The organism is Tenacibaculum sp. IB213877 (genome assembly GCF_034043975.1).
Lineage (GTDB): Bacteria > Bacteroidota > Bacteroidia > Flavobacteriales > Flavobacteriaceae > Polaribacter.
In genome coordinates, this window is sequence record NZ_JAXCHH010000004.1 from 200,364 (window position 1) to 220,478 (window position 20,115).

At 31.9% G+C, this 20,115-nt stretch carries 20 protein-coding genes; 5 read left to right on the forward strand and 15 right to left on the reverse strand.

Going from position 1 to position 20,115, the window contains the following annotated elements; genetic code table 11:
* The first annotated feature begins 6 nt into the window (after positions 1–6).
* Positions 7–609: a hypothetical protein gene (locus tag SLH33_RS04210; RefSeq protein WP_320417825.1), complete on the forward strand. Its 603-nt coding sequence runs from the start codon at positions 7–9 to the stop codon at positions 607–609.
* An 8-nt stretch (positions 610–617) separates the two neighbouring features.
* Positions 618–1,340, forward strand: coding sequence for a YebC/PmpR family DNA-binding transcriptional regulator (locus SLH33_RS04215; protein WP_320417826.1), 723 nt, complete (start codon positions 618–620; stop codon positions 1,338–1,340).
* A 36-nt stretch (positions 1,341–1,376) separates the two neighbouring features.
* Here SLH33_RS04215 and SLH33_RS04220 read toward each other — a convergent pair whose 3' ends face one another.
* A complete protein-coding gene (locus tag SLH33_RS04220) occupies positions 1,377–3,155 on the reverse strand; it encodes a vWA domain-containing protein (RefSeq protein WP_320417827.1) in 1,779 nt (592 codons plus the stop codon).
* Between the two features lie 193 nt (positions 3,156–3,348).
* Here SLH33_RS04220 and SLH33_RS04225 point away from each other — a divergent pair, with 193 nt between their 5' ends.
* The gene (locus SLH33_RS04225) at positions 3,349–3,951 is read left to right on the forward strand and encodes a zinc-ribbon domain-containing protein (RefSeq protein ID WP_320417828.1); all 603 of its coding nucleotides are present in this window, start codon (positions 3,349–3,351) and stop codon (positions 3,949–3,951) included.
* A 12-nt stretch (positions 3,952–3,963) separates the two neighbouring features.
* On the opposite strand, the gene SLH33_RS04230 is transcribed toward SLH33_RS04225, so the two are convergent.
* The 11 genes from SLH33_RS04230 to SLH33_RS04280 form a co-directional block, all read right to left on the reverse strand.
* A complete protein-coding gene (locus tag SLH33_RS04230; RefSeq protein WP_320417829.1) occupies positions 3,964–5,013 on the reverse strand; it encodes an AMP-binding protein in 1,050 nt (349 codons plus the stop codon).
* Positions 5,014–5,048: 35 nt separating this feature from the next.
* Positions 5,049–5,999 (reverse strand): CPBP family intramembrane glutamic endopeptidase, encoded by a 951-nt coding sequence (locus SLH33_RS04235; RefSeq protein ID WP_320417830.1) that lies wholly within the window; start codon positions 5,997–5,999, stop codon positions 5,049–5,051.
* A gap of 3 nt (positions 6,000–6,002) precedes the next feature.
* On the reverse strand, positions 6,003–7,040 hold the full coding sequence (locus SLH33_RS04240) for an o-succinylbenzoate synthase (RefSeq protein ID WP_320417831.1): 1,038 nt from the start codon (positions 7,038–7,040) through the stop codon (positions 6,003–6,005).
* Between the two features lie 20 nt (positions 7,041–7,060).
* On the reverse strand, positions 7,061–7,576 hold the full coding sequence (locus SLH33_RS04245) for an SRPBCC family protein (RefSeq protein ID WP_320417832.1): 516 nt from the start codon (positions 7,574–7,576) through the stop codon (positions 7,061–7,063).
* Positions 7,577–7,579: 3 nt separating this feature from the next.
* A complete protein-coding gene (locus tag SLH33_RS04250) occupies positions 7,580–8,257 on the reverse strand; it encodes a metal-dependent hydrolase (RefSeq protein ID WP_320417833.1) in 678 nt (225 codons plus the stop codon).
* Positions 8,258–8,288: 31 nt separating this feature from the next.
* Complete coding sequence (gene menA, locus SLH33_RS04255) at positions 8,289–9,212, reverse strand: 1,4-dihydroxy-2-naphthoate octaprenyltransferase (protein ID WP_320417834.1); 924 nt, start codon at positions 9,210–9,212, stop codon at positions 8,289–8,291.
* A gap of 17 nt (positions 9,213–9,229) precedes the next feature.
* A complete protein-coding gene (locus tag SLH33_RS04260; protein ID WP_320417835.1) occupies positions 9,230–9,814 on the reverse strand; it encodes an SPOR domain-containing protein in 585 nt (194 codons plus the stop codon).
* A 20-nt stretch (positions 9,815–9,834) separates the two neighbouring features.
* A complete protein-coding gene (locus SLH33_RS04265; RefSeq protein ID WP_320417836.1) occupies positions 9,835–10,614 on the reverse strand; it encodes a (Fe-S)-binding protein in 780 nt (259 codons plus the stop codon).
* A gap of 58 nt (positions 10,615–10,672) precedes the next feature.
* Entirely contained in the window at positions 10,673–11,989 is a 1,317-nt protein-coding gene (locus SLH33_RS04270) for a 4Fe-4S dicluster domain-containing protein (protein ID WP_320417837.1), read from the reverse strand.
* 5 nt (positions 11,990–11,994) lie between these two features.
* Complete coding sequence (locus SLH33_RS04275) at positions 11,995–12,960, reverse strand: MlaD family protein (protein WP_320417838.1); 966 nt, start codon at positions 12,958–12,960, stop codon at positions 11,995–11,997.
* Positions 12,961–13,026: 66 nt separating this feature from the next.
* Positions 13,027–14,376: an N-acetylmuramoyl-L-alanine amidase gene (locus SLH33_RS04280; protein WP_320417839.1), complete on the reverse strand. Its 1,350-nt coding sequence runs from the start codon at positions 14,374–14,376 to the stop codon at positions 13,027–13,029.
* A gap of 208 nt (positions 14,377–14,584) precedes the next feature.
* On the opposite strand from SLH33_RS04280, the gene SLH33_RS04285 reads away from it, so the two are divergent.
* Both SLH33_RS04285 and SLH33_RS04290 read left to right on the forward strand, forming a co-directional pair.
* Positions 14,585–17,167, forward strand: a complete 2,583-nt coding sequence (locus tag SLH33_RS04285) for a putative LPS assembly protein LptD (protein ID WP_320417840.1) — start codon at positions 14,585–14,587, stop codon at positions 17,165–17,167.
* Positions 17,168–17,177: 10 nt separating this feature from the next.
* A complete protein-coding gene (locus tag SLH33_RS04290; RefSeq protein WP_320418150.1) occupies positions 17,178–17,558 on the forward strand; it encodes a RidA family protein in 381 nt (126 codons plus the stop codon).
* Positions 17,559–17,623: 65 nt separating this feature from the next.
* Here the strand turns inward: SLH33_RS04290 and SLH33_RS04295 are convergent, their stop codons facing one another.
* The 3 genes from SLH33_RS04295 to pfkA are packed head-to-tail and all read right to left on the reverse strand — an operon-like array spanning position 17,624 to position 20,036.
* Positions 17,624–17,986: a methylglyoxal synthase gene (locus tag SLH33_RS04295; RefSeq protein ID WP_320417841.1), complete on the reverse strand. Its 363-nt coding sequence runs from the start codon at positions 17,984–17,986 to the stop codon at positions 17,624–17,626.
* A 50-nt stretch (positions 17,987–18,036) separates the two neighbouring features.
* The gene (gene gap / locus SLH33_RS04300) at positions 18,037–19,029 is read right to left on the reverse strand and encodes a type I glyceraldehyde-3-phosphate dehydrogenase (protein ID WP_320417842.1); all 993 of its coding nucleotides are present in this window, start codon (positions 19,027–19,029) and stop codon (positions 18,037–18,039) included.
* Positions 19,030–19,049: 20 nt separating this feature from the next.
* A complete protein-coding gene (pfkA, locus tag SLH33_RS04305) occupies positions 19,050–20,036 on the reverse strand; it encodes a 6-phosphofructokinase (RefSeq protein WP_320417843.1) in 987 nt (328 codons plus the stop codon).
* Positions 20,037–20,115 lie beyond the last annotated feature (79 nt).

A 20,115-nucleotide genomic window follows, 5' to 3' on the forward strand; every position in this document is an offset into this window, starting at 1 on the left:
TTATTTATGAAGCAAATTTTATTTATATTAATTTTTATATGTTCATTAAGTTGTTTTAGTCAATCTTTTTTTGAATCAGGGAATTTATTTTACAGAGATGGAAGATCTGAAAAAGGTTATTTAAAAATCAAGAATTCAAAAATAAAGTTTAAGAAAAAAATTACGGACAAAGAAACATCTGAATTATCTTATAAAAAAATTAAGAAAGTTATTATTAATGAAGATGGTAAAGATTCTGAATATCATTATAAAATCATTAAAGGAAAGAAAAAAGGTAAAATTAAATTATTAAAAGTAGTTGTTGTGGGTAAAGCCTCTCTCTATAAATTAGAGCATGAAACAAGCCTAGGTAATCCTAGTACTTTTCCTCTATCAGCAACATACAACTACAAAGGTGCAAACTTCTATATTGGAAATAACGAAAGTAATTTAGTCGAATTTATTGGAGCTAAGAGCATTACTGTTGGAAGGAAAAGTATTAAAAAAGGCTTACTTAAATATTTTGAAGACTGTCCTGAATTAGTAAAAAAAATAAAAAACAAAGAATATAAAAATAAAGATATTGTAGAAGCTGTAGAGTTTTACAATAGCAATTGTAATAATAAATAAAAACAGAAATGGGAAGAGCATTTGAGTTTAGAAAGGCAAGAAAAATGAAACGATGGTCAGCAATGGCCAAAACCTTTACACGTATTGGTAAAGATATTGTTATGGCCGTTAAAGAAGGCGGTCCTAACCCTGAAACCAACTCGCGTTTACGTGTTGTAATTCAAAACGCAAAGGCAGCTAACATGCCTAAAGACAACGTAGAACGTGCTATAAAAAAAGCAAGTGATAAAAATACCGAAAACTATAAAGAGGTATTATTTGAAGGTTATGCGCCTCACGGAATAGCTGTTTTAGTAGAAACAGCTACTAACAATAACAATCGTACGGTGGCTAATGTACGTGCTGCTTTTAACAAATGTAACGGAAACTTAGGTACCTCGGGTTCTGTTGCTTTTATGTTTGACCATGTGGTAAATTTCAAAGTAAAAGAAGATAGCCTTGGTATGGATTTAGAAGATTTTGAAATGGAGATGATTGATTTTGAAGTAGAAGAAGTTTTCACTGATGAAGAAGACAACAGTGTGATGTTATATGCGCCTTTTAATCAATTCGGATCAATACAAAAATATTTAGAAGAAAATAACATTGAAATTATTTCTTCAGAATTTGAACGAATTCCAGCGACCACAACTGCCTTGACTGACGAACAAAAAGAAGAGGTAAACAAGTTATTAGAACGCTTAGAGGAAGATGATGATGTAAACTCGGTTTACCATTCAATGGAAGAGTAAGAATTTTAAAAAGCCAGTGAATCACTGGCTTTTTTGTTACATACTTTTCACTAGCCTTATAAACTCTGCTTTATAACCAAATTCATCGCCCTTTTTCCCGTTTTGAGCTAACTCAAGTATATCTTTAACTTTTGCTCCATTTTTATATTCTGATTTTCTTAAATACATACCAAATAAAGCTACAGCTGATGCAAAATTCATATCACTAGTAGGATTAACAACATTATCCTTTATCACTTTAACCAATTCTTTACTTTTTGTTCCTGATGGTTTCTTATATCGAACTTTCACAGTAAACAATTCATCACTAAAATTCTTCTCTATTAAATTTTTAGTGTACTTCAATTTTGGAATTTTCTTTAAAAACCTACTTTTAACTCCAACAGGAATTACCTCATATAATGCAGTAACTGTATGACCACTTCCTAATTCACCCGCATCTTTTGTATCATCAACAAAATCTTCATCATTTAACAATCTGTTTTCATAACCGATCAATCTATAAGCTTGGACTTTTTTGGGATTAAATTCTACCTGAATTTTAACGTCTTTTGCAATAGTATACAATGTACCTCCAAACTCTTCACCAAATACTTTTTGAGCCTCTTGCATAGTGTCAATATAAGCGTGATTACCATTTCCTTTATCAGCTAAAATTTCTAATTTATCATCCTGATAATTTCCATAACCAAAACCTAAAACAGATAAAAATACTCCACTCTTTCTTTTTTCTTCAATTAACTTCTCCATAGATTCGTTGCTGCTTGCCCCTACATTAAAGTCTCCATCTGTTGCTAAAATCACTCTGTTGTTTCCTTTTTTTGAAAAATTTTCTTCAGCCAACTTATATGCCAACTCAATTCCTTCACCACCAGCAGTTGACCCACCTGCTTCTAAATTATTTAAAGCTGTTAAAATTTTTTCTTTATTAACTCCTGATGTTGGCTCTAAAACAACTCCAGCTGCACCAGCATAAACAACAATTGCTACTTTATCCTGTTCTCTTAATTGATTTACCAATAACCTAAAAGCAGATTTTAATAACGGTAATTTATTTGAGTTTCCCATTGAACCAGAAACATCTATTAAAAAAGTAAGGTTAGATGCTGGTAAATCATTTTGTTTATATTCTTTTCCTTTTAAACCAATTCTAACCAAACGAGTGTCTTTGTTCCATGGTGTTTGAACTACTTCTGTATTGATTGAGAAAGGATCCTCTCCTTTTGGTTGCGGATAGTTATAGTCAAAATAATTAATCATTTCTTCTATTTTAACAGCATCCTTTGGAATTTTTTGTCCATTATTAATCATTCTCCTGATATTACTATAAGAAGCTTTATCAACATCTATAGAAAAAGTAGACAAAGGTGAATATTCAGTTTTCTTAAATTCATTTTCATTTATTTTTTTATATGAATCTCTAGTTTGAATTTGATTTCTTCCTCTAATTCTTATTACAGAAGAAGCATAACCTAATGATTTTGAACTTCTCTTAATTCCTAAACTGGTAACAACCACTTCTTCTAACAGACTATCTTCTTCCATTAAAACATTAATAACTGTTGATTTACCAACTTTTTTTCTTACAGTTTTCATTCCCACAAAAGAAAACACCAATACACTCCCTTTTTCTGCTTTTATTTGATAGTTTCCATCAAAATCTGTCTCTGTTCCATTAGTTGTTCCTTCAACCAAAATTGACACTCCTGGTAACGGTCCAGCCACATCCGAAACAATACCTTTTATTATTTTTTCTTGTGCTTGTGAAACCATTGACACTGTCAACAACAACACATAAAATAGTTTTTTTAGCATAGTTTTAGGTTTTAAATTTTATATAAACCTACTTATTATAAGGTTTAAAAAAAATAAGTAATGAGTAAACAGATTGATTTAAAAAGTAAAACCAACATATTAATGAGTAAACTATTAAACTCTAACTTTTCAAGGTTGGGTTTTTTATTTCTACATATTTCTATATATTTACCTCGACTATAAACCTCTAACCATGATTATCTACGGTACTAAAGGAACTCACTTACACAGCGAAAAAGTCAGTGGTGTAAAATGCGACCACTGCAATCAACAAAACACACATACTATTAGTGTTTTTGGTAGATATTTTTATATTTATTGGATTCCTATTTTTCCATTAGGCAAAAAAGCGGTTTCTGAATGCAATCATTGTAAAGCTACGTATGAGCGTAAGCAAATGAACGAACAATTACAATTGGCACACGACAATGTAAAAAGAAATACAAAAACACCTATCACCCATTGGGCAGGTTCTTTGGTTATTGGTGCTTTAATAGCTTTCGGTATTTATTCAGCCAAACAACATGATAATAATGTAGTTGATTATATCAACTCACCACAAGTAAATGACATTATAGATTATAAATCTTCAGATAATGCTTACTCTACTTTAAAAATTACAAAGGTTACTGCAGATTCTGTTTTTGTAGTGGCAAACTCTATGGAAATTAAACGAAAAAGAAAATTGTATAAAATTGACAAAGAAGCTAATTATAATGCAGAACGATTTGGTTTATCGTTAAACGAATACAAAGAAGCTTTTGATAGCAAACGTTTTTTAGACGTTGATAGATAAGATAAAATAGAATTAAAAAGATATTAAATCCAGCGTTTTTTTACGTTGGATTTTTTTTGTCTCGGTTTCTATAAAGCTCTCAACAAAATAAATAGCTTTAGGTTTTTCGTATTTTGAAAGACCTTCAAGGACTGATAAAGACTTCTCGACTTCACCTGAGGTAATACCTTCCACAACTAAAATCAATTTCTCTCCTAAAACCCCATCAGGAATGCCTGCAACAAAAAATCGTTCAGAAATGATTTTTGATAGTTTCTCTTCGATTTTCTCAGGATACAATTTTACTCCTCCCGAATTAATTACGTTATCAAATCTACCCAACCACTCAAATTGTGTATCAGAAATCAACTCAACAACATCATTGGTTACAATTAATTCATCACTCACTTTTGGAGCTTCAATTAATAAACAGTTCCGTTGATCTTTATAAATGGTTACATTAGGTAACACTTCATAAAAAACCGGAGTGATTGTAAAATTATTGAGTTTTTTGACTGCAATATGAGTAATCGTTTCCGTCATTCCGTATGTAGCAAAAACTTCTGTTTTTACATCTTGTATTTTATTGATAAGCTCGTTAGAAACCACTCCTCCGCCAACAATGAGCTTTCTTACTTTATGCAAATCTGCTAGAGAATTTTGCAATTGCATGGGTACCATTGCAGAAAAATCATATACTTTATCAATTTGAGATAACGGATTTGAATCTACTTCTACCACATCAAGTTCCCAACCTAAAGTTAGCGCACGAACCAACATCATTTTTCCTGCTATGTAATCAGTAGATAAACATAATAAAGCAGTGGTTCCTTTTTTTAAATTAAAAAACTCACCAGTAGCTTTGGCTGAGTTTTTCATATATTCTTTCTTAAGCTGAATGGGTTTAGGTTTTCCTGTTGAGCCTGATGTTTGCACAACAATATAATCATCCGAAGAAAACCAATCAGTAAGAAAATTAAAAATAGAAGGATTCAACTGCTGTGAATAGTTCAACAATTCATCAACCGAAGAAAATGACTGTCCATTTAATTGAAAATCGCTATGATGCATTTGTTTTTCCATAAAAACAGATTCCTGCTTTCGCAGTAATGACAAGTCTAAAAACTTTCTTCTTTAATGAATGGTTTTTCAATCCTTCCCAACAACTTTTCTTGCCAGTTTTTCCATCCATATTTTCTTGAAAAAATCAATAACATCAATGGATACAATACAAAAACCGGTAAAAACATTTCAAAACCTACAGAAGGCTCAGAGGTATCAATATACAACGCATCAGTTTGAAAAGCAGTCCAATCAGTAGTCACCAAAATAGCAACAATAATATTATTAGCAGCGTGTAAACCCAAAGCTAGTTCTGTTCCTTCATCCATCAATGTTGTGATACCATAAAACAATCCGGTACCAATGTAAAACACCATTGAAATATACCCTAACTTTTCCACTTCTGGATTTGCTCCATGCATCAATCCAAAAATTACCGAGGTTAAAATTAAAGGCAACCATCTATTTTTAAACCATGTACCAAAACCTTGCATAAAATAGCCTCTAAACAGCAATTCTTCAAAACTTGTTTGTAACGGCAAAAACAATACTGAAACGGCTAATAATGTAAAGAAAGGAATAGGTTTAAAGTTAGCTATTATATTTTCCGGCATCAAAAACACTCCTGCTAATGTTACCAAAGAAGCAATACCTCCCCATAATAAAAGGGCAAACCAAAAACGTTTCCAATCAACTTTATTTCTGCTAGTAATCAACGTTTTTACCTTACGCCTATGGATATATTTTACACATAAAATCAAAGTCAACAAACCCAAAGCAAACATAAGAATCATTAAAAACAAGAATAGGTTTTTATCGATACCTAAGGTCATAAAGTTGTTTCCTGCGGCTTCCATTAATTCTCCTAGATCACTTGAATGTAGAACAGCGCCGATTACCAATGGAATGATTCCTATTATTTGCCAACCAACAAATACGAGCAAAATAGCAGCAAAGTAGTGATACCATTCATTTTTTCCTTTATAAGCTTGTTGTATAAAATTCATAGTTTATAAATTAAAATCCCACTTTTTAGCTGGATTGTATTGTAAATTTCCTTTTGATACCTCTAACGGACTCTCAAAATTATTAGTAAATAAACCTCCCGTTCCTAACCCTTGAGGCATATTACTATTTAATGTATACGTCCACTGCGCAATAGCATTGAGTCCAATATTGCTTTCTAATGCGGAAGTTATCCACCATCCAACATTTTGCTTTTCAGACAATCGAATCCACTCTTCACTTCCTCCAAAACCACCGACTAAACTTGGCTTTAAGATAATGTATTGTGGATTAATAGTTTGTAGTAATTCTTGCTTTTTTGTTACAGAAAAAACACCAATTAATTCTTCGTCTAAAGCAATTGGTAATGGTGTTTTTTTACACAAACTGGCCATTTCTTGCCATTGCCCTTGTTTTATGGGTTGCTCGATAGAATGCAAATCAAATTCTGATAAGCGTTGTAACTTTTCTAAGGCTTCTGATGGAGCAAAAGCTCCGTTTGCATCAACGCGCAACTCTATATCTTTTGCTGAAAATTGACTACGGATAAACTTCAATAGATTGATTTCTTCATCAAAATCAATAGCACCGATTTTCATTTTTATGCATGAAAAGCCGTCTTTAATTTTTTGTTGGATTTGAGATTTCATAAAATCTCTATCTCCCATCCAAATTAATCCGTTGATATTGATAGATGCTGTGCCAGAAGTAAAATCCGAAGGAAATAATAAAAATTTATCATCACTTTGTAATGATAAAAAAGCTTGTTCTAAACCGAATTGAATTGATGGGAAGCTTGCTAGTTCTTCCAATAAAAATTTCAATCCTCTATTTATATTATCACAAACCCAATGTAGCTTTTCTTCATAATCGGGTTTATCATCTACACTTAAACCTCTAAACAATCCGCATTCTCCTACTCCTTGCTTTCCATCTTCTTGTAAAGTCAAAAAATAGGTTTCTTTAGTTTTTAAAACTCCACGTGAAGTACCACTCGGACGCTTAAACTCTAAAATATATTTTTGAAAACTCGCTTTTATCACAGTTTTTGAAAGGCAATAAACTATTGTTTTTCAACAAAGTCTTTAAAATTATTTAAATATCCTTGATCTTGTTGTTTAAATGTTGATTTAAAATAAGGAAATAAACAGCTCAATAAAAATTTATTACTCTTACAACTAGATTTGTTTACAATAGTAGTAACACCGTTGGCATGACTAAAAGTATAATCATCCGTCTTAAGCATATCTCCGGCATTATAATACAAGGTTACTTTTTCATTTGGTACATAAGCCAGTACTTTTTCGTTTAAAACTACTTCTTCTCCTTTATTATCAACCACTAACTTGTAAGTACTTCCTATTTTACCTGGTTTTTCCTCAAGGGTATCTATAGATTTAAATTCTGGAATCCATTCTTTGATATTTGAAGGATCATTGAACTTTGTAAAAACCTCTTCTAATGATTTATTGATGTTGACCTGTGTAGTATATTTTGTTTCTTTAACTATGAGTCCAGTTGAAAAAAACACCAAAACTAAGAGCGTAATAATTCCTAAAATAATTTTAATTGTTTTCATTCACTATATTTCAATAGACTCTCCTATTTCTAATAAAATTAATTCTTTTTGACTTCTTTTAAACTTGTCTTGAGCCGCTTTTGTATCAATTTGTATAGGCGGGAATGTATTGTAATGACAACCAATGACTCTGTTACACTCCACAAAATCACTTGCTAACATTGCATCATCAACTCCCATCGTAAAATTATCTCCTATAGGAAAAATGGCATATGCCAATTTATTATGCATTGGTATTAATTTCATGTCCATAGTTAATGCAGTATCTCCTGCAAAATACATAGAAATTTTTTCGGCAGTAATTACAAATCCTCCAGGTTGCCCACCGTACGTTCCGTCTGCAAAAGAAGATGTATGAATAGCGTTTACATATTTAGCACAGAAATCATCTGTTTTAAAAGTTCCTCCATGATTTACAGGGTGTCCTTTTAAATTTTTTGCTCCATAATACGCCACTATTTCATAATTTGATACTATAGTTGCTCCTGTTCTTTCGGCAATAGCCTCAACATCTAACACATGATCTTGATGTGCATGTGTTAGTAAAATATAATCGGCCTTGATATCATTAATATTGATATGTGAAGCTAACGGATTTCCTGTAATAAACGGATCTATTAAGATGTGCGTATTGCCTGCTTGAATTCCGAAACAAGCATGACCGTAAAAAGTAATTTTCATAAATTTTTAAGAAATTTAGTTGTATTGCAATTTACAAAACGTTACCTAGACCAAAAAGTATCGAGAATAAAAAAGTACTTAATGCCACTTTTTTTAATTCTCCATCTAATAACGCTTCGTTTTTATTCTTAGAGACAAAAATGATGTGTTTTATCAATGGAATATAGGCTAGCACAAATAAAAATTGTTGCGGACTATGAAAATGGATTACCACATATAACATCGCAAATAAAAATGAAGCGATGATTAAATAATAATGATAGTATTTTGCAAACTCACTTCCTATCTTAACCACTAGTGTATTTTTTCCTGCTTTTGCATCATTTTTTCGATCGCGCATATTGTTTAAATTTAATACCGCTGTTGATAATAATCCAACTGAAAATGCCGGTAAAAAAATGGTGAAATTAAGTCGTTTAGTGTATAAAAAATACGTTCCTACCACTGCTAATAATCCGAAGAAAATAAATACAAACACATCACCAAAACCACTATAACCATAGGCTGATTTCCCTACTGTATATTTGATTGCTGCAGCTATGGAAGCAATTCCTAAACCAAAAAATAATAAGGAATATAAAAAATTGTCTTTTCCGAAGGAAACATAAATTAAAAGCAATGCAACAATTAATGTTAAGATTGTGGTTACAATCATTGCAGTTTTCATTTGCTTAGGCGAAATGGCTCCAGACGCTACCATACGTTGTTCTCCTTCTCTCTCAGCATCTGTTCCTTTGACCCCATCACCATAATCATTCGCAAAATTTGATAGTACTTGGAAACCTATAGTGGTTAAGATTGCTAGCCAGAAAATTGGAGTCAACCAAAAGTAACCTTTTATACAATTTGGATTATTTAAATATGCGAATTCATAGCCTAATGCACTTCCAACAATAATTCCAGAAACTGATAGTGGTAATGTTCGTAAACGAGCTGCTTTAATGTAGTTTTTCAAAATAAATCACTTACAAATTATTTATTATTCTCCTCTTCTTTAGCTTCTTTTAAACTTATTCTTTCATTGTTTTTAAGAGGTAAAATAAACGCATCTTTGATTCCTATTTTTTTTATTTCGCTTAAAAAAATGTTTGCTTGGTTAAAGGTATAAAATTGCCCTATTGAATACGTATATAAGTCTTTATTTGGAATTTTTAAAAAATTCTTTAATTCTTCTTCATCAAAAGTACGTATGTTTAATTCTTTGAAAGCTCCTATTTGTATTGTGTAAATAAGATCATGCTTTTCTTCTATTAAATCTTCTTCTTGTCTTGCAGAATAAACCTCTTCTATACTATCTATTTTTTGATTTAAAAACTCATTCTTATCAAAAGAATCATTATGTGAACCTTTTTTTAGTTGATATAGCATAAAACCAAAAAACAATAGCACTAATAACAATACTACTAGTATAATAGTTTTTATTTTTTCTTTTTTTAGAAGCTTGTTATTTTCTAGTTTTAGATCAATATACCCTTTTCTTAGCTCTTCTTTTTTTTCTGTAAGATCTTCAATTTCATCATATAACTTAACTAAATCATTTTGTTCAATAAAAGGCATATTGTATTCTTTTTTAGACTCTACAAATTATTTGCTTCAGCAATTAACTCAGCAATATCTTTTACAACAATTTGATCTTCTTTTAAATGAAACTTAACACCGTCTGTCATCATGGTATTGCAATATGGGCATCCCGTAGCTATAATTTCTGGATTCGTTTCTAAAGCATCTTTTGTACGTAGCACGTTAATATCCATATTTCCTTTTTCGGGTTCTTTGAACATTTGTGCTCCTCCTGCTCCGCAACACAACGCTGTAGATTTATGGCGTTTCATTTCAGTCATGTTCACTCCCAAACGACGAATTAAATCACGCGGAGTTTCATATACTTCATTAGCCCTACCTAAATAACAAGGGTCATGATATGTTAAACGTTTTCCGTTTAAGTTCTCGTTTTTAACAGTTAACCTACCTTCTGCAATTAATTTACTAATGTATTGCGTATGATGATACACTTCATATTTCCCTCCTAATTCAGGATATTCATTTTTAAAAGTGTTAAATGAATGTGGATCACAGGTAACAATGGTTTTTACTTCATAAGCATTTAAAACTTCAATATTAGTCATGGCTTGCATTTGAAATAAAAATTCATTTCCTGCTCGTTTCGCTGCATCTCCTGTAGAACTTTCTTCAGTTCCTAATACTGCAAAATCTACATTGGCCATTTGTAAAATTTTTACAAATGCTCTGGTTATTTTTTTAGCTCTATCATCATAACTACCTGCAGCACCTACCCAAAACAACACTTCTGGTTGTTTACCTTGAGCCATCATATCTGCCATTGTTGGTATGTTCATTTTTTTATCGTTTAAACGTTAAACTTTTACTTTTTTGCTCGTGATTGTTGATTGAAAACTACTCGTCTTTCCAATTTAACCTATCCATTTGACTATACTGCCAAGGTGCTCCGTTATTTTCAATATTGGTCATCATCATATTTAATTCTTGTGGAGCTGCAGATTCTTCCATAACTAAATAACGACGCATTTCCATGATAATAGATAATGGATCTATACTTACAGGACATTCTTGCACACATGCGTTACATGTTGTACACGCCCATAACTCTTCACGAGTAATATAATCATCTAATAACTGCTTCCCGTCAGGTTTAAACTCACCTTTATTAGCATCAATGTTTTTTCCTACTTCTTCTAAACGATCACGTGTTTTCATCATGATAGCACGTGGAGATAATTCTTTTCCTGTTAAATTAGCTGGACATGATGAGGTACAACGTCCACATTCTGTACAGGTATAAGCATTCATTAGTTGCACCCAATTTAAATCCATAACGTCAGAAGCCCCAAACTTAGCAGGTTCTTCATCTTCGGCTCCTTCTTCTGGCATCGCATACGGATCTGCTTCAGGATCCATCATCATCTTTACCTCATTAGTAACGGCTTCTAAATTGTTAAACTGACCTTTTGGTTTCAGATTTGCAAAAAATGTATTAGGAAAAGCTAATAAAATATGTAAATGCTTTGAATAGTATAAGTAATTCAAGAAAATTAGAATACCTACAATATGTAACCACCAAGCTGTTTTTTCAATAGTATGTAATGTTTCTGGAGAATACTCATTAAACCATGGAGCAATGATTTGAGAAATTACATTTCCTGCTCCTGCTTGCTGAAAATTAGCATCTGTAGCATTCATAACTAAGAATAAAGTCATCAAAACCATTTCAAAGTATAAAATAATGTTTCCATCATTTTTAGGCCACCCTAGCATTTCCTTATTCCAAAAACGTTTTACTCTGTGAATGTTTCTACGTAGCCAAAAAATAGTGACTGCCACTAGTACTAGAGCCGCTAAAATTTCAAATGACCCTATTAAAAAACCATATAATCCATTTCCTAATAACGGTTGAAATACACGATGGGTACCAAATACACCATCAATTACAATTTCTAATAATTCAATGTTGATTAAAATAAAACCCACATACACAATGATGTGTAAAATTCCTGATAACGGACGACGTACCATTTTATATTGCCCTAAAGCAATTTTAGCCATATTTTTCCATCGCTCTGGTTGGTTATTAGTTCTATCAACGTCTTTTCCTAATTTTATATTTCGGATAAGCTTGCGAACATTCATTACAAAATATCCGATACCAGCAATTAAAATAAGTGCAAAAAAGATGTTTGGTAAATATTTCTCCATTTGAATTATTGATTACTTATGTTTTGTTGATTATTTTCTTCGTTATAAGGTTTTGCCTTTTTACCAAAAAGTGAAAAATGCACAAAACGTTTAGGGTTCAACTTAATTTCTCTTAATAATTCTTCTAGTTCTTTAGAAGCATTGGTAAGGTTATTATACATTTTTTCATCGGTCATGAGTTTTCCTAAAGTACCGTCACCGTTCTTAACCTCTGCTAAGATTCCATTTACTCCTTCTAAAGTGCTTTCAAGTTTTTTTACCGTAGCTCCAAGATTTGCTTTTGCTAAATCGTCTGATACTTTTGAAAAATCATCGGTAATTTTTTTTGCATTGTTGAGTGTTGCATCTATGTTACCTTTATTATTGTCTAAGATTGAATTAACAGAACCTAATGTTTTTCTAACATCATTTACCGTGTACTCTAATGCTAGAATACTCCTATTTAAGCTTTTACGAGATTTTTCATTAAGAACTTGATTAAAACCAATTAATAAAGAATCTGCCCCTACTAAAACATTTTCTAGTTTTGCTTGAATAGGATTCAATTTTTCTCCAACTGATGAAAACAAATCAGATTCTATTTCTCCTTGCAAATAATCTCCAGAAACAGCTATTTCTCCTTCGTAACTTGGTACAATAGCTAAGTTCTGACCTCCCATTAAACCTGCCGAATAGATTTTAGCAATACTATTCTTTGAAAATTCAAAATCGTTTTCAATAGATAGTTTTACTTGTAAAGTTCCTTTTTTCTCTCCTTCAGTATTGAAGGAAATTTTCTCTACTTTACCAACTTGCAAACCATTAATGGTAACAATACTTGCTTCATCTAAACCATTAATGTTTTTATATTCAACATAAAAATGACGTGAATTAGGACTGAATAAATCTTGGCCTTTTAAGAAATTATACCCCCAAATACCTAAGGCTATAATTATTACTGAAATGATTCCTGTTTTTAGTTCCTTTGACATAAACAAAATTTACCAAAAACGAAATTACTAATAATTTTTGGGAGTACAGATTAGATTTTATCTAAATTACAGCTTTTTTAAGGCTTTGTATAACGGAATTTTAACTCCATTTTCAAAAGCTACTATAAAAGCACCTTTATGACCTGCACTTTTTACATCTTCTAAAACTTGTTTTATAGACTCATAATTAGATGATTTACCATAATAATACTTATAGTATTCATCTATTTGCATTACCTCAACATTTTGAAGCCCTTTAAAATTGTATGGTTCTGTAGCTAAGAAAGTTTTTGATGCAGCTATTTGCACTTTAAATTGAATAGGGCTTTCAATTTTTACAGGATCTTTTTTTACTACTACTTTTTCTTCTGACAAAACAGAAGTTGGTTTTGTTTGATTCTCTTTTTTACTTTCTTCTTTTGTTATTTTCTCTTCAACCTTTTCAGGTTGTTTTACCTCAACTACTATTTTAGGTTCCTCCTTTTTAACTACTATAGGTTCTGGCTTCGCTTGTGTGTTTTTCTCTTCTTTAGGTGTTGTAGTTGAAGAACCATTAGTATTTGCAGTGTTTTTTTGAGCGGTTTGAGTAGTAACACCTCTTTCTGTAACAACAATTTCTTGAACTGTATTCAACTTTAATTGATTAACGTACCCTATAATAGCTTTTGCTATTGCCAATGCCATTCTTTCTTGCCCTTGTTTAGAATTTAAAAACTTTCCTTCTGCTTTATTTGTTAAAAAACCTAATTCTATTAACACACTAGGCATCACGGTTTCTCTTAGCACTAAAAAGTTATCTTGTTTAACATTTCTGTTATAGCGTTTAATAGTAACGAAATTTCCTTGAATCATTCCTGCTAACGACAGACTTTCATCTAAATTCTCTTCTTGTAAAACCGATAACCCTATTAGAGATTCTGGTGAATTTGGATCATAGTCATAGTTCTGCTTATAATCATCCTCTAATAAAATAACGGCGTTCTCACGTTTAGCTATTTCAAAATTTCCTTGATTTCCTCTGAGCCCTAAAACAAATGTACCTGCTCCGTGTGGATCTGGTCTTTGAAAAGCATCACAATGAATAGATACAAATAAATCTGCTTTTTCTTTATTTGCTTTTTTAGCACGGTTGTGTAACTCAATAAAAACATCTTTTTTTCGAGTATACACCACATCTATATCTTTGGTTTTTTCTAACTCCTTACCAACAAGCATGGCTACTTTTAACACTATTTTTTTTTCTTGATAACCGTTTCCTAAGTTACCTGGATCTTTCCCTCCATGACCTGCATCTAAAACCACTTTATATCGTTTCTGAGCAGCTGTTTTTGAAGAGGTTAATAAAAGAGGAATAAATAGTATAAAAATTAAAGTTACTCTTTTGGTGTTATATTTGTTGAATTTTAAGAATTGCATCAATAAAAATTAACTAATTTTGGCTTCTAGAATTTGGTTCTCCAAATATTGAGCCATACTTTTACTAAACACAAAAATAGTATTTATAGTATTGAAAGCAAATCTATCGTACATACTTTTATTTATTTATCTTTTTTGTTTTCAATCAAGTAGTTCACAAGAGCTTGGTAAAAAGATAAAACCTATCAATCAGAACGTAAAAAAAACAGTGTCTTTTAACTTAAATGATACTATTCCTTCTATAAAAAAAGACAGCATTCTCACTAAAAAAGCTGACACTATAGCCAATGATTCTATCAAAAAACCAAAGGAAGTTATTGAAGGAATAATTACTCATGATGCAGAAGATTACACTATCCAAAACGCAAAAGACAAAACCTTAACTTTATATAATCAAGCTCACGTAACCTATCAAGATATAGATTTAAAGGCAGGTAAAATTATTGTTGATTATAGAAAAAATACGGTTTACGCAACCGGAATTAAAGATAGCACAGGCTATATTCAAAGACCTGTTTTTAAACAAGGTAGTCAGGAATCAGAGCAAGATTCTATCTTATTTAATTATAAAACGGAAAAAGCATTGGTGTATGGAGTGAAAACCATACAAGGAGAAATGATAACGTATGGTGAAAAAACAAAGCGTGTAAATGATTCAACCATTTACATGCGTAAATTAAAATTCACTACTTCAAAAAAGAAAAACCCTGATTATTACATTGCTACCAACAAAGCTAAATTAGTACCTGGTAAAAAAATTATTGTTGGAGGAAGCAATTTAGTTCTGGCAGATGTGCCCACTCCAGTTTATTTACCCTTTGCTTACTTCCCACTAACTAGCGAACGAACCTCTGGTTTTATTATACCCTCTTGGGGAGAAAACAATCAGCAAGGTTTTTTCTTACAAAATGGAGGATATTATTTTGCAATTAATGATTATTTTGATCTTCAAGTTACTGGAGATGTTTATTCAAATGGAAGCTGGGGAGTAAATTTTGACTCAAACTATTATGTAAGATATAAATTCTCAGGAGGATTTAGTTTTAGATATCAAAACTTAACCAATAGTATTAGAGGATTTTCAGATTATTCAAAAACCTCAAATTATAATATAAGATGGTCTCACAGTCAAGACACTAAATCAAGTCCAAATTCACGCTTATCAGCCTCTGTAAATATGGGAAGTAGTCGTTTTTATAGGGAATCTTTAAATGAAATTGATGCTAACCAATATCTTACAAATACATTTAATTCTTCTATTAGTTACTATAAAAAGTTTGTAGGCACACCGTTTAATATGAATGTGACCATGACTCATAGTCAAAACTCTAACACAGAAGCAATAAGTATGACCTTACCTTCGCTTCAAGTAAATATGGATAGAATTTATCCTTTTGCTGGAAAAGGAGGTATAAAAAAGAATGCTTTACAAAAAGTAGGACTTAATTACAGTTTGCAAGGTGAATACAGAATAAACACTACAGATGATGAATTTTTCACCTCAAAAATGTTTAAAGAGGCCAAAACAGGAGTTCAACATAACGTAAGTGCAAACACTAATATTAAAGCTTTTAAATATTTTACTCTCTCACCAAATATTTCTTATAAAGATATTTGGTATTTTGATAAGATTAATAAAAGATATGATATAAACGAATTAAACTCTAACGGTGATCTAGGTGCTGTTGTAAATGATACTATTAGCGGATTTAATCGCTTTAATGAATACAATGTTGGAGTTTCTATGTCAACCAATATTTATGGTATGTTTAATTTTAAAAAAGGAAGGCTAAAAGCCATTCGTCATACCATTCGTCCTTCTATTTCCTGGAACTATAAACCTGATTTTGCTCAAGCTTACGAAAAAAGAGTGAGACGCAGTTCTTCTCCTGGAGATATTATAACTTATACTCCTTTTGATGAAGGAATTTATAGAGGGCCTTCTGGTGGCTTATCAAATTCTATTGGAATTAGCGTAAATAATGTATTAGAAGCTAAAGTTGCTCCTAAAGACCCTGATAGTGACAAAGAAGATGAAAAAATAACTTTACTAAATAACTTAAATTTTAGCACTAGTTATAACATAGCTGCAGATAGTTTACGCTGGAGTAACGTTATTTTTTCTGCAGGAACACGTTTGTTTAAAGATAAAATGGCGGTAAACCTATCAGGAAATTTAGATCCGTATCAAGTAACAGAAAAAGGAGTTAAAATAGATAAGTTCAACCCTTCTATTTTCAGAGTAAACCAAGCTACTTTAACTGCTAACTATAGCATTTCTAGTAGCGATTTTAAAAAAGACAAAAAAGAAGATAGCAACAGTGGAAATGGGTCACAAAACAATCCTCCTGATGTATTAAATCGAGAGATTAACCCTACTAATGGTTTTCACAATCAATCTGCAAATAGTAATAAAGAAGATAAAGAAAAAGTAGCAAAATTATACCATGCCAATATTCCTTGGAATGTTAGCTTTGTATATTCTGCTAACTATACGAATAACGGATATAGTACCGTAGGTATTCAATCTCACACCTTAGGATTTAGTGGTGATGTTGAGCTTACTCCAAAATGGAAAGTTGGTTTTGCTTCTGGTTATGATATTTTAAATGGTGCTTTTTCTTACACTCGTTTAAACTTTTCAAGAGATTTAGATAGTTGGCGATTCAATTTTAACTGGATTCCATTTGGAACAAGAACCTCATATAACTTCTTTATTGGTGTAAAATCATCCATGTTGAGCGATTTAAAATGGGATAAAAACAAACCACCAGATAGAAGACTATTCTAAAATAAAAATGATGAAAAAAATAATTACTACAGATAAAGCTCCGGCTCCAATCGGACCTTACAATCAAGCAGTTTTAAGTGGCAATACTTTATATACTTCTGGGCAAATTGCCATTAATCCGGAAACGGGAGAGTTAGTTTTAGGTGATATTGCTTCTGAAACCAAGCAAGTAATGGAAAATATGAAAGCTGTTTTAGAAGCTGCGGAAATGACGTTTGAAAACGTTATTAAAACGTCTATTTTTATTTCTGACATGCATAACTTTTCTCAAATAAATGAAGTATATGCTACCTATTTTGATGATGCTACTGCACCTGCCAGAGAAACGGTAGAAGTTGCTAACTTACCAAAGTTTGTTAACGTAGAAATAAGTATGATTGCGGTTAAATAGATCTAGGCTTTATGCTTATGGCTTATAGCAAAAAAAGGAAAAACAATAAAATTGTTTTCCCTTTTTTATATAGCTTTAATCAAAAGTTCTGCTGTAGAAGGATTAGTTGCCAACGGAACGTCATGAACATCACACAAACGCATTAACATAAAAATATCTGGCTCATGTGGATGTTTCGCCAACGGATCTCTAAAAAACAGCACCATATCACACTTTCCTTCCGCTACCCTACCTGCTATCTGAGCATCACCTCCTAAAGGACCTGATAAAAATTTAACTACTTTGAAACCCGCTTTTTCTGCTTTTTCTCCAGTAGTACCTGTTGATATAAGATGAATGTTTGTTTGATGAAAAAAGTTTTTGTGCTCGTTTAAAAACTGAACCATTTCTGCCTTTTTGCCATCGTGTGCTATAATAGCTATTTCCATATTAATTCTTTTCTAAATAAAAAATCCCGCGACAGCGGGATTCATCTATATTATAATGAAGCTGCATGCTCCAGCAAATCTACAATTTTTGTGGCATAACCGTACTCGTTATCATACCATGAAATCACCTTAAAGAAATTTTCATTTAACTCTAAACTTGCACCTGCATCTACAACAGAAGTTCTTGTTTCGGTTACAAAATCTTGTGAAACTACTTCATCTTCAGTATATCCTAAAATTCCTTTCATGTCTGCTTCTGAAGCTTCTTTTAACTTAGCTAAAATAGCTTTTAAGCTTGTAGCTTTTTCTGTTCTAAAAGTTAAATCTACTAAAGAAACATCTGGAGTTGGTACACGTACTGCCATTCCTGTTAATTTACCTTTTAATTCAGGAATTACTTTAGTCACTGCTACTGCTGCCCCTGTTGTTGTAGGAATCATATTATTTAAAACTGATCGTCCTCTTCTCCAATTACTATTAGGTCCATCAACCGCATCTTGACCTGATGTTGCCGAGTGAATAGTGGTCATTAATCCTTCAACTAATCCGAAGTTTTCATGAATAACTTTTGCTAACGGAGCTAAACAGTTTGTTGTACATGATGCATTTGAAATAATAGTTTCATCAGCAGATAAATCTTTATGATTTACCCCCATTACGTACATATTAGCATCTTTAGAAGGTGCAGAAATAATTACTTTTTTAGCACCACCTTTTAAGTGTAATTCAGCTTTTTCTTTAGTTAAAAAGAATCCTGTAGACTCAATTACATACTCTGCTCCTGCTTCATCCCATTTTAAGTTTTCAGGATTTCTATCAGCAGTTACACGAATAGTTTGTCCGTTTACTACTAAATGACCGTCTTTAACCTCAACCGTTCCTTTAAAACGCCCGTGAACTGAATCGTATTTTAATAAATAAGCTAAGTATTCTACATCTAATAAATCATTGATTGCAACTACTTGCACGTTATCTCTTTCCATTGCAGAACGGAACGCTAAACGCCCGATTCTTCCAAATCCGTTAATTCCTATTTTAATCATTTCTTTTGTTTGTTTAATATTTATGTGGTCATGATATCAGAAACTCGTAATAATTCCAAATCTATATCACATTGACCTTTAATTGCATTATCTAAATCGGTAGTTGTTATTTTATCATTTTGTAACCCTACCATTAAGTTTGATTGTCCATCAATTAATAATTCAACCGCTTTAACTCCCATTCTACTAGCTAAAACACGGTCAAAACATGTTGGAGATCCTCCTCGTTGCATATGTCCAAGTACAGAAACTCGTACCTCATACTCAGGTAAATTTTCTTCAACATATTGTGCTAGTTGATATACATTTTTACCTGATTTATCTCCTTCGGCAACTACAACAATGCTTGACGATTTGCCTGAACGACGACTTTTTTGAAGCGATTCTAACATTCTTTCTAACCCTAAATCTTCTTCAGGAATTAAAATTTCTTCAGCCCCAGCTCCTACTCCGGCATTTAATGCTATGAAACCTGCATCGCGCCCCATAACCTCAACAAAGAATAGTCGGTTATGAGAAGAAGCTGTATCTCTAATTTTATCAATTGCTTCCATTGCGGTATTTAAAGCGGTATCATACCCTAACGTATGCGAAGTACCAAAAATATCATTATCTATAGTTCCGGGAATACCAATTACCGGAAAATTATATTCAGAGTTGAAAACCACTCCACCTGTAAAAGATCCATCTCCTCCAATAACCACTAAACCGTCTATACCTTGTTCTTTTAGGTTTTCATAAGCTTTCTTACGTCCTTCTGGAGTCATAAACTCTTTTGATCGAGCAGACTTTAGAATAGTTCCTCCTTTATGAATGATATTGTTTACACTTCTTGCGGTCATAGGAATAAAATCTCCTTCAATCATTCCTTGATAACCTCTATAAATACCTACACATTCTGTTCGGTAATACGCACACGTACGAACAACTGAACGAATGGCTGCATTCATCCCCGGAGAATCGCCTCCTGAGGTCATTACTGCTATTTTTTTTATCTTTTTTGCCATAAAAATCGAATATCAAATTTACTTAATATTTATCATTTTTATTAAAAAAAATGCGAAATCGTTTTCGATTTAATGAAGA

Bases quoted from the DNA above. Each gene is read 5' to 3' on its own strand.
- SLH33_RS04260 (WP_320417835.1), bottom strand. From the start codon at position 9,814: ATGCCTTTTATTGAACAAAATGATTTAGTTAAGTTATATGATGAAATT.
- SLH33_RS04275 (WP_320417838.1), bottom strand. From the start codon at position 12,960: ATGTCAAAGGAACTAAAAACAGGAATCATTTCAGTAATAATTATAGCC.
- SLH33_RS04265 (WP_320417836.1), bottom strand. From the start codon at position 10,614: ATGAACATACCAACAATGGCAGATATGATGGCTCAAGGTAAACAACCA.
- SLH33_RS04245 (WP_320417832.1), bottom strand. From the start codon at position 7,576: ATGAAAACAATTAAAATTATTTTAGGAATTATTACGCTCTTAGTTTTG.
- SLH33_RS04280 (WP_320417839.1), bottom strand. From the start codon at position 14,376: ATGCAATTCTTAAAATTCAACAAATATAACACCAAAAGAGTAACTTTA.
- pfkA (WP_320417843.1), bottom strand. From the start codon at position 20,036: ATGGCAAAAAAGATAAAAAAAATAGCAGTAATGACCTCAGGAGGCGAT.
- SLH33_RS04295 (WP_320417841.1), bottom strand. From the start codon at position 17,986: ATGGAAATAGCTATTATAGCACACGATGGCAAAAAGGCAGAAATGGTT.
- SLH33_RS04210 (WP_320417825.1), top strand. From the start codon at position 7: ATGAAGCAAATTTTATTTATATTAATTTTTATATGTTCATTAAGTTGT.
- SLH33_RS04250 (WP_320417833.1), bottom strand. From the start codon at position 8,257: ATGAAAATTACTTTTTACGGTCATGCTTGTTTCGGAATTCAAGCAGGC.
- SLH33_RS04290 (WP_320418150.1), top strand. From the start codon at position 17,178: ATGAAAAAAATAATTACTACAGATAAAGCTCCGGCTCCAATCGGACCT.
- SLH33_RS04235 (WP_320417830.1), bottom strand. From the start codon at position 5,999: ATGAATTTTATACAACAAGCTTATAAAGGAAAAAATGAATGGTATCAC.
- SLH33_RS04270 (WP_320417837.1), bottom strand. From the start codon at position 11,989: ATGGAGAAATATTTACCAAACATCTTTTTTGCACTTATTTTAATTGCT.
- SLH33_RS04220 (WP_320417827.1), bottom strand. From the start codon at position 3,155: ATGCTAAAAAAACTATTTTATGTGTTGTTGTTGACAGTGTCAATGGTT.
- gap (WP_320417842.1), bottom strand. From the start codon at position 19,029: ATGATTAAAATAGGAATTAACGGATTTGGAAGAATCGGGCGTTTAGCG.
- SLH33_RS04230 (WP_320417829.1), bottom strand. From the start codon at position 5,013: ATGGAAAAACAAATGCATCATAGCGATTTTCAATTAAATGGACAGTCA.
- SLH33_RS04215 (WP_320417826.1), top strand. From the start codon at position 618: ATGGGAAGAGCATTTGAGTTTAGAAAGGCAAGAAAAATGAAACGATGG.
- SLH33_RS04225 (WP_320417828.1), top strand. From the start codon at position 3,349: ATGATTATCTACGGTACTAAAGGAACTCACTTACACAGCGAAAAAGTC.